We start from the raw sequence: 9,687 nt of genomic DNA, 5'->3' as shown, positions 1-9,687 counted from the left end.
CGGCACCGGCCAAGCCTGCCGCGCCGCAAGCGGAGGCGCAGCTGCCGAACGTGTCTGTCTATCTGACGAAGACGGGACAAGTGGAAGTGCTGCCGATGGAAGACTACGTCACCGGCGTGCTGGCGGCCGAGATGCCGGCGGACTTTGAGCTTGAGGCGCTCAAAGCGCAGGCGATCGCGGCCCGCACCTTTATCGTCCGCCGTCTCGTTGACGGCGACATGAGCGGCGTGCCGGACCGCAAGGCCATGGTGACCGATACCGTCAGCCACCAGGCGTATATCTCCAAGGAAGTATTGGAGAAGGAATGGAAGGCGCAGGGGAAATCCGCGGAGCTGGCCAAGCTGCAGCGGGCAGTGCGGGAAACTCGCAATACGATCATGACCTATAAAGGCAAGCCGATTACGGCATCCTTTTTCTCTACCAGCAACGGGTATACCGAAAATTCGGAAGATTATTGGAAGGAAGACATCCCGTATCTCCGCAGCGTAGCGAGTCCATGGGACAAAGAGCTGGCACCGGGGTACAAGGAAACGGTCACGATCAGCCGGAAAGATTTTATCACCAAGCTCGGTTTGGCTGGACAGGCTATCACGGTATCAACGGGGCAGCCTTTCATTCAAGTCTTGTCTACGACGGAGGGCCACCGGATTAAAGAGATTACCATCGGCGGTCATGTGTTCAGCGGCCGGGAAGTGAGAGAGAAGCTGAACCTGCGGTCCAGCGAGTTTACTTGGAAGACCTCGGGGGCCGACATCCAGATCACCACGTACGGATACGGGCATGGCGTCGGGATGAGCCAGTGGGGCGCGGACGGGATGGCCAAGGAAGGGTCGACCGCCACGCAAATTCTCAAACACTACTATACGGGCGTCGATTTTATGCAAGCTTCAAAACTGCTCTCAAAACCTTGAAAAAATAATATAAAGAGATACGTATAAAAGATTCCGCCCCGGTAACAATGTTACTGAGGTGATAAACATATGAATGAACAAAACAAAAGTAGTCAAAACCACGGCGAAGCTCCTAAAAAAGTGCAAGGAGAGCCTGTAAATCAGCCTTCTTCGTGGAAAAAGCTGTTGTCTAAACGGTGGGTATACCCGGCAGCTTACGTGGCCGCAGCAGCAATTATACTAACCTTAGTGTGGGTCTACCAGGATACCAGCCAGAAGAACCTTACCCAAGACCCCGCTAAAGTAACGGAGCAATCTACTACCGCTTCGAATGCTGCAGCCGGCAAAGACACTGCCACAGACGCCAAGGACAATGCTGTTGAAGTAACCGCCAATGCCGAAGGTATGGTTTGGCCGGTGGCGAATGCCAAAGACGTGAAAGTCGTGAAGCCGTTCTATGATGAAAATGGTACCGAAGAAAATCATCAAGCCGCGATGGTTCAGTACGATGACACGTTCACTCCGAACGTCGGTGTCGACCTGGCCCGCGCAGATGACCAAGCGTTTGACGTCAAAGCCGCTCTCGGCGGAAAAGTCACTCGCGTCGATTTGAACCCGCCGCTGACGGGAACTGTGATCGAGATTACCCATGACAACAATCTCAAGACGGTCTACCAAAGCCTCTCGGACGCCAAAGTTAAACTGGGCGATACCGTGAAGCAGGGCGATACGATCGGCACCGCCGGACGCAGCGAAATCGAGAAGGAACTGGGCAACCACGTACACTTCGAAGTGTACGACAATGGAACTCCGGTCAATCCGGAAACCGTTCTTCCGAAGCAATAACCGAAAGCGTAAAGAAAAAATAAGCCTAAAGGCAGGGACAATCCCTGCCTTTTTGTGTGCAAACCCTTGTGAATGGCGGGAAAGGGCTCTTGGCAGCCCCCTCGATTTGCGGGGTTATTTTGCGCTGCCTATAAAATAAATGGGCCTTGCGGAGCTTGTCAGGCTTGGAAAGCGCGAATATATAGGCACGCCCCTCATATAATGTACCAAACTATCCACAGTAGGGAGGCGGGAGCGTGCACGATTACATCAAAGACGGACCATTAAAATTGGTCGTTGTATCGTGGAAACGAGACACACGGTCCGAACCATTGCCAAGGAATTTGGCGTATCGAAGAGCACAGTGCATAAGGATTTGACCGAACGTTTGCCGGAAATCAATCCCGATCTGGCTGATCAGGTTAAGCACATTCTTGAATACCACAAATCGATCCGTCATCTCCGGGGAGGCGAAGCGACCAAGATTAAGTATAAAAAGACCAGCGGGAAAAAACGGGAAGCCGTTGCTTCCGCCAAAGCCTGACCATCTGGGCTTCCGGGCCCGGTTCATATGATCTTGCGGCAGGGCACACCTGTGCCCATTGTATCCCTCCCCTGAAGTATGATATGTTAAAAGATGGTATAAGGTCGAAAAATGTGATCCCTTTTTCCCAAAAATACATAACTTCCTGCCACATCCTGTCGAAATGGGACTTCTTATAAGCGGTAACAGGGACTCTTTTACCATAAAATAATACTTTGGGGGCTCTTTTCATGATGTTTAGCAAGGATATTGGAATTGATCTTGGCACAGCCAACGTGCTGATTCATGTCAAAGGGAGGGGGGTTGTACTCAACGAGCCTTCCGTCGTGACGATCGAAAGCGACACCAAAAAAGTCCTTGCCGTCGGGGAAGAAGCCCGGAGAATGGTTGGCCGCACGCCTGGGAATATCGTGGCGATTCGTCCGCTGCGCGACGGGGTCATTGCGGATTTTGCGATTACGGAAGCGATGCTGAAGTACTTCATCAGCAGTGTGGGAGGACGCAGCTGGAGCAGCCGGCCGCGGATTCTGATCTGCGCGCCTACGAATATTACCTCTGTTGAACAGAAGGCCATCCGGGAAGCCGCCGAGCGAAGCGGAGCTAAGGATGTGTTCCTGGAAGAAGAACCGAAAGCCGCAGCCATTGGCGCGGGTATGGATATTTATCAGCCAAGCGGCAATATGGTCGTCGATATCGGCGGCGGAACGACGGATGTAGCTGTCCTGTCCATGGGCGACGTCGTTACCGCCTCTTCTATTAAAATGGCAGGGGACAAGTTCGACGAAGCCATCGTGAAATATATTAAAAATAAGTACAAGCTTCTGATCGGTGAGCGCACCTCGGAGGATATCAAGATCAAGGTAGGCACCGTCCGTCCGGGCGGGCGCCAGGATGAGATCGATATCCGTGGGCGCGATATGGTCAGCGGACTGCCGCTTACCGTGACGGTCACTTCGACCGAAGTTCAGGAAGCGCTGTGGGAACCGGTCTCGATGATCGTGGCCGCTGCCAAGTCGGTGCTGGAACGGACGCCTCCCGAGCTGTCCGCCGACATTATCGACCGCGGCGTAATTCTGACCGGCGGTGGCGCTTTGCTTGACGGATTGGACGAGCTGCTCGCCGAAGAGCTGCACGTGCCGGTGCTGATCGCGGAAGACCCGATGCACTGTGTCGTGAAAGGCACGGGACTCATGCTCGATCACTTGGACAAGGTGTCCAAGAAAGCATTCTAATAACTTAGGGCCGGCCCCTGAGCTGGCTGCGTCAAAACCCTAAAAAACCCGGGCCTATGTCCGATATATGTACTATGGATCGCGGGCTCTGAGGAGCCCGTTCATATAGATCAGCGATTTATTCTATCTTTCCAAAGGAAAGCTAACATCGGAAGCATATGCTTTGGCTTTCGGATTTCTACCTTAAGTGGGCTCTATACCATCAAGAAATCCGAAAACAAGAGCGATCGTAGGAACATTTTACGCACTTGCCCCATCATCCATTTCAATGGTTTAACTTATATAGATGAAGATAAAATTTTGATTACCCAACGAACAAGCACATGAAACAGGGAGGGACCCCATCTCAATGCTGAGAGGACTTTACACCGCCGCTGCCGGCATGATGACGCAGCAGAGCCGCCACGATACCGACGTCCAAAATATTGCCAACATCAACACCCCAGGGTACAAACAGGTCAACAGCGTGGCCCGTTCGTTCCCAGAGGTGCTGATTTCGATGATCGGTGGGGGAGCGGAGAACCCCAACCCGCAGCTCGGCAAGCTGAACACGGGCGTTTTTGCCGAAGAGAGCTTGTCCATGTATCAGCAGGGCGTCATCACGGAGAGCGAGAAGCCGACCGACTTTGCGCTGGTGTCCGATATTGAAGTCGCCGATCCGGCAACGGGCCAGAACATTCCGTTCGACCAGTCCGGTAAGTATGTCGATGCGGACGGCAATGTGACCTACAAGCCGGAGGCGTACTTTACCGTCCGCAACGCGGATGGGGAAATCGGGTATACGAAAGACGGCAGCTTCAAGGTGACTCCGGACGGTTTGCTGCTGACTTCGGCCGGGTACCAGGTATTGGATGCCAATAATCGGCCCATTCGGTTGACAGGCTCGGTGGACAGCCTTAAAGTGAACGAGCAGGGGTTTATTTTGAATCCCGCAACGGGTGCGCCCGGAACACGGCTTGGCATTGCCGTCGTGGGGCAGCCCGGCCAGATGGTGCGTACGGGTGACGGATTGTTCAAGGTGGATGATACCGCAGCTGCCGGTGTCCGCGCGTTGGGTAACGCCGACCGCGTAGAAGTGCGGCAGCATTATTTGGAGCAGTCCAACGTGGATTCCTCCGCGGCGGTCGTAGACATGAACACGGCGCTTCGGGCCTACGAGGCCAATCAGAAGGTCGTGCAATTTTATGATAAAAGTTTGGACAAGGCTGTCAACGAGGTCGGCAAGGTATAGGATGCTACGGACTAGGGAGGGTGGACATAAATGAATAACTCCATGATCAGCGCGATGGTATCCATGAATGCGCTGCAGCGGAAGCTGGACGTTATCGCGGATAACATCGCCAACATCGATACGGACGGATACAAGCGGAAGGATAGCTCCTTCGAGGACGTGCTGACAACGGTCACGCAGCAGCCGGACGGCTTCAAGCAGAACGGACGGGTTTCCCCGCTTGGATACACAAACGGTTTTGGCATGCGGATGACGGAAATCACCCGGGATATGCAGCAGGGACCGCTGAATCAGACGGGTAATCCGTTGGATCTCGCCATTGAAGGCTCGGGTCTGTTTGCGGTTGAAGCGAACGGGCGCACGGCTTATACCCGGGAAGGCGCCTTCCATTTTGTACCCGATCCCGACCCTGCCAAGCCGAAGAACATGGTGCTGGTCAACAATCAGGGGTACTTCGTTCTGGACACGAACGGCAGACAAATCTCCGTCGCGAACAATGCCAAGGTGGCCATCGATCAGGACGGACAGGTCATTGTTAAGAATGCAGCGGGGACAAACGCCGTGGCTACCATTCAGCTGGCATCGCCGGTCCGCCCGGATGCGCTGGTGCAGATGGACGGCAACCTGTTTGTTATTCCCGGCAACCTGACGAAAGCTCAGGTGTTCGGCAATGCACCTTATACCGCAGCCACCTCCGGGACAACCATCCGTTCGGGATATCTGGAACAGTCGAATGTCGATTATGCGCAAGAAATAACGGATATGATGCAGGCGCAGCGCGCTTATCAACTATCCGCCCGGGCACTGACATCCAGCGACACGATGATGAATCTGGCGAACAATATCCGTGGATAGGAGTTCTGCAATGAGTGAGAAAACCCAAGCAGCTGGCAGAGCGAAACCGGCCGTGCGGAAGACGGCAAGATGGAGAATCGTCATCCGCTGGATGATTCCGCTGTTTCTGCTGCTCGCTCTGGTTGGCGGGATGACCTTCGGTTATGTCTTTATCGGCAAACAGAGCCTGCCTGACGTGTTTCAATGGAAGACTTGGCAGCATGTGATCGATTTGGTATTTGCGCCCTGACGGGCGTCTAACCGCTGACTTTTGACAGAAAACTCCTTCCATTCGGGAGTTTTCTTTTTTTGCTCGGAAAATGTATAATGATGGGGGACTTCCGAAGCCCATACAAAAGGGCCTCCCCCATGCCGTTCATCAGGATCGGCATACCGGAGAAAGGCCCCTTATCTGAACCTTCACTTCTGCAGAGGGTGAAGGATAGTTTAGTTTTTTCCGAAAACTATGGATTTTATGCAGTATAACCCTTGAAAGTTACGGTGATTCGCCTATTTTGAAAGGAGTTTGAGAGACGTGCTTAACGTGAAAGAAATTCAGGAGATCATCCCGCACCGGCCTCCGTTTTTGCTGGTGGATCGCATTATCGAGATGGAAGTCGGCAAGCGTGCGGTCGGGATCAAGAACGTTACGATTAACGAGCCTTTCTTCATCGGCCACTTTCCGGAGTATCCGGTCATGCCTGGCGTGCTGATCACCGAAGCGCTGGCACAGGTTGGAGCAGCCGCTATTTTGAAGGAAGAGAGCAACCGGGGCAAAATCGGCTTTCTGGCCGGTCTCGACAACTTCCGCTTCCGTGGACAAGTGGTGCCTGGAGATACGCTTCGCCTCGAGGTCGAAATTACCCGCCTGAAGGGAAGCATCGGGAAGGGACACGCCGTAGCCAAGGTCGACGATAAAGTCGTCGCGGAAGGCGACATCATGTTTGCCCTGTCCGACCCGGCACACTCTTAAGTACCCATCATTCTTATTATGGAAAGGAGAAGCAGTAATGACACAAGAGCTCAGCAATCAAGCAAGTGAAAATGTCAAGCAATGGCTTCAAGATCCTTCTATAGATGAAGAAACGAAACGGGAGCTCGAAGGGCTGTCCGATCAGCCGCTGGAGCTGGAAGACCGTTTTTACAAAGATTTGGAGTTCGGCACAGGCGGCCTCCGCGGCGTGATCGGTGCAGGAAGCAACCGCATCAACCGGTATACCGTCGGCAAGGCGACGCAAGGATTTGCACGCTACATACTGGAGCAGCACGGTTCGGCTGAGGGCACGCCTTCGGTTGTGATCGCCCATGATTCCCGCCACTTCTCACCGGAGTTTGCGCTGGAGGCCGCTCTGGTGCTTGCAGGCAACGGCATCACAGCCAAGCTGTTCCCGTCCCTGCGCCCGACGCCGCAGCTGTCGTTCAGCGTGCGCCATTTGGGAGCGACCGGCGGCATCGTCATTACGGCGAGCCATAACCCGCCGGAGTATAACGGGTACAAGGTGTACAACGCCGAGGGCGGACAGCTCGTGCCGGACGAAGCGGAGAAGGTCATCTCTTACATCCAGCAGGTCGATTCCTTTGCTGCGGTGAAGCGGCTGGATCAGCAGGAAGCGGAAGCGAAGGGGCTGCTCGTGTGGCTCGGCCAAGAGGATGACGATGCGTTTATCCGCACCGTAGCCGATGTTAGCGTGAACCGCGAGGCGATTGCTTCGACGCTTGGCAAAGATTTTAAGATCGTCTACACGCCGCTTCATGGGACAGGAAATATTCCGGTCCGCCGCGTGCTGGAGGAAGTCGGCTTTACGAACGTGCATATCGTAGCGGAGCAGGAGCAGCCGGACGCCGAGTTTTCCACTGTGAAGTCTCCGAACCCGGAAGAACGCGAAGCGTTCACGCTGGCCATGAAGGTAGGGCAGGAGATCGGTGCTGATTTGCTGATCGGAACCGACCCGGATGCCGACCGCATGGGTGCGGTGGTGAAGAACCAGGCAGGAGAATTCGTCGTATTGTCCGGTAACCAGTCCGGGGCACTTATGATTTATTATTTGCTCAGTCAATTAAAAGAAGCCGGCAAGCTGCCAAGCAACGGTGCGGTTATCAAAACGATCGTGACCAGCGAGATGGGAGCGACGATCGCCGAGCATTTTGGGGCGGAAGTATTCAACACGCTGACTGGCTTTAAATCATCGGGGAGAAAATGACCCAGTTCGAGAAGACCGGATCCCATACGTATCTGTTCGGATACGAGGAGAGCTACGGATACCTCGCCGGCAACTATGCCCGCGATAAAGACGCCGTATTGGCCTCGCTGCTCATCTGTGAAGCGGGTGCCTACTACAAGGCTCAAGGCAAGACGCTGTACGAAGTTCTGCAGGAGCTGTATGAGCAGTTCGGCTACTTCCAGGAAAAGCTGGAGTCCCGCACGTTGAAAGGCAAGGACGGCCTGGCCCAAATCCAGGCGAAAATGTCCGATTGGCGCAGCAACCCGCCGCAGACGGTGGCAGGACAAGCCGTCACGCAGGTGCTGGATTATTCGAAAGGGCTGGACGGCCTGCCGAAGGAAAACGTGCTGAAATATATGCTGGAAGACGGTTCATGGTTCTGCCTGCGCCCATCGGGGACAGAGCCGAAGATCAAGGTATACTTTGCCGTGAGAGGCGATTCACTGGATGATGCGAATACGCGTATTCAGAAATTGTCGGATGAAGTGATGGCAAGGGTTGACGCCTAGCATTTAAGAAATGGATATTCCGGGAGACCGCGTGTTCGTAGAAGAACGCTGCGGATTCCCGGAGTTATTATGAGGAGGTACTTTTGGTGCATCAGAAATGGCAGCGTTGGAACACGGCATCCCGCAAATGGCTGTGGATTCTCGTCGTGCTGGGCATAATCGCCGCGATTCCGGTGATTTATGACCGCTATCGGACGGAGTCATCTTCCAATAACGTAGAGTTGGTGTATAACTATCGCGGACTGGTGGAGACGGCTTCGTATCAAGCCCATCCGGAGGAATACCTTCAGCAGCAGCTGGATCAGCTGAAGGCGGCGGGCGTGACGAGCATGGCGATGTTCGAGAGTACGCTGGACGATTTTAAAAAATCCCGCCGCATCATGATGTTTAATGCGGGGGACGTCGCCTCGATGACGAAGAGCGTCATCCCGACCAACGATAACTATACCTATATTCTGTTTACGAACGAAGAGAATGCGGGACGCTTGTCTCCCCTGATCGAAGACACCTTTACGGGGATCGGCATCGGCGTCAAGCCATGGGAATTCAACGGGCAGAAGGGTCTGATTCTGGAAACTTCCCCGGAGGATGCCGTGCTCAAGCCAATGCAGCCAGATCCGATTGCATTCGAAATGCTGCGCAGCAAAGGATTCAACATCGTGCCGCGGATGTCCGACAGCCTTCCTTACAATCAGGAAGCGATGGACAAGCTGCTGGCCTACTATCAGGCGAACGGCGTCAAACGCGTATTGTTTGAGGGCGATTCCGTTAAAGGCTTCAATGACAATGAGGACATGAACAGCTTGCAGGGCTTTGCCAACCTGCTGAACCAATACGGGATCGGCATTGCGGCCATCGAGAACCTGAAGCAGCCGCAGAAGGGGCTGTCCAAGCTGGCCTACGACACGGATTACAATGTAGCCCGTCTGTACTCCCTGAGCGACCGTGATGCTGCGGCGCTGAGTCCGGAGACGATTGCCGACCGGTTTGCGCTGGCGACAAAGGACCGGAACATCCGGATGCTGTATATCAACGTCGCTCCATCCCGCAACGTAACCAAGGCCACGATTACCGATTCTGTGGAAAATATCGTGAAAACCCTGCAGGAGCCGGGAAATGCCATCAAGCAGATGGAGAACAACGGCTTCAAGATGGGACAAGCGGGAGCATTCCATATTTATGATTCGGCCGGACAGCGTTATTTTAAAATGGTTGTCGTGCTCGGCGGGGTTGCCTTCGTTGCGCTCCTCGTTTCTTACTTTATCCCGGCACTGACCCTGATTGCGTTTGTGCTTGGGTTAATCGGCAGCGCAGGACTGTATGTCCTCAAGCCGACGCTGTTTGAGCAGGCGCTGGCTCTGCTCGTGGCCATCAGCGCACCGACGATTGCCGTGCTGCTT

8 protein-coding genes and 2 pseudogenes are annotated in these 9,687 nt (G+C 54.2%); all 10 read left to right on the top strand.

Going from position 1 to position 9,687, the window contains the following annotated elements; translation table 11 throughout:
* The coding region (gene spoIID / locus CPT76_RS25120; RefSeq protein ID WP_105444858.1) for a stage II sporulation protein D at positions 1 to 911 on the top strand (911 nt) is incomplete at its 5' end.
* A gap of 69 nt (positions 912 to 980) precedes the next feature.
* A complete protein-coding gene (locus CPT76_RS25115; RefSeq protein ID WP_105444857.1) occupies positions 981 to 1,736 on the top strand; it encodes a M23 family metallopeptidase in 756 nt (251 codons plus the stop codon).
* Positions 1,737 to 1,972: 236 nt separating this feature from the next.
* Positions 1,973 to 2,259: pseudogene (spoIIID, locus tag CPT76_RS25110) on the top strand (sporulation transcriptional regulator SpoIIID).
* Between the two features lie 233 nt (positions 2,260 to 2,492).
* Positions 2,493 to 3,491: a rod shape-determining protein gene (gene mreB / locus CPT76_RS25105; protein ID WP_181153037.1), complete on the top strand. Its 999-nt coding sequence runs from the start codon at positions 2,493 to 2,495 to the stop codon at positions 3,489 to 3,491.
* Between the two features lie 349 nt (positions 3,492 to 3,840).
* Positions 3,841 to 4,722, top strand: coding sequence for a flagellar hook-basal body protein (locus tag CPT76_RS25100; protein ID WP_105444855.1), 882 nt, complete (start codon positions 3,841 to 3,843; stop codon positions 4,720 to 4,722).
* Between the two features lie 30 nt (positions 4,723 to 4,752).
* Entirely contained in the window at positions 4,753 to 5,577 is an 825-nt protein-coding gene (locus CPT76_RS25095) for a flagellar hook-basal body protein (protein ID WP_105444854.1), read from the top strand.
* 10 nt (positions 5,578 to 5,587) lie between these two features.
* A complete protein-coding gene (locus CPT76_RS25090; RefSeq protein WP_105444853.1) occupies positions 5,588 to 5,806 on the top strand; it encodes a DNA-directed RNA polymerase subunit beta in 219 nt (72 codons plus the stop codon).
* Positions 5,807 to 6,091: 285 nt separating this feature from the next.
* Positions 6,092 to 6,529, top strand: a complete 438-nt coding sequence (fabZ, locus tag CPT76_RS25085) for a 3-hydroxyacyl-ACP dehydratase FabZ (RefSeq protein ID WP_105444852.1) — start codon at positions 6,092 to 6,094, stop codon at positions 6,527 to 6,529.
* A 37-nt stretch (positions 6,530 to 6,566) separates the two neighbouring features.
* Positions 6,567 to 8,287 (top strand): annotated as a pseudogene (locus CPT76_RS25080) (phospho-sugar mutase).
* 86 nt (positions 8,288 to 8,373) lie between these two features.
* Positions 8,374 to 9,687: DUF5693 family protein (locus tag CPT76_RS25075; protein ID WP_105444851.1), on the top strand; the 1,314-nt coding region annotated here is incomplete at its 3' end.

This window comes from Paenibacillus sp. AR247, assembly GCF_002968895.1.
GTDB classification, from domain to species: Bacteria; Bacillota; Bacilli; order Paenibacillales; family Paenibacillaceae; genus Paenibacillus_AQ; species Paenibacillus_AQ favisporus.
Note: the sequence above shows the minus strand (reverse complement) of the source record. Positions and strands in the feature narration are given on the sequence as shown.

Coding starts and splice junctions, on each gene's coding strand:
- CPT76_RS25115 (WP_105444857.1), top strand. CDS start 981: ATGAATGAACAAAACAAAAGTAGTCAAAACCACGGCGAAGCTCCTAAA.
- mreB (WP_181153037.1), top strand. CDS start 2,493: ATGTTTAGCAAGGATATTGGAATTGATCTTGGCACAGCCAACGTGCTG.
- CPT76_RS25100 (WP_105444855.1), top strand. CDS start 3,841: ATGCTGAGAGGACTTTACACCGCCGCTGCCGGCATGATGACGCAGCAG.
- CPT76_RS25095 (WP_105444854.1), top strand. CDS start 4,753: ATGAATAACTCCATGATCAGCGCGATGGTATCCATGAATGCGCTGCAG.
- CPT76_RS25090 (WP_105444853.1), top strand. CDS start 5,588: ATGAGTGAGAAAACCCAAGCAGCTGGCAGAGCGAAACCGGCCGTGCGG.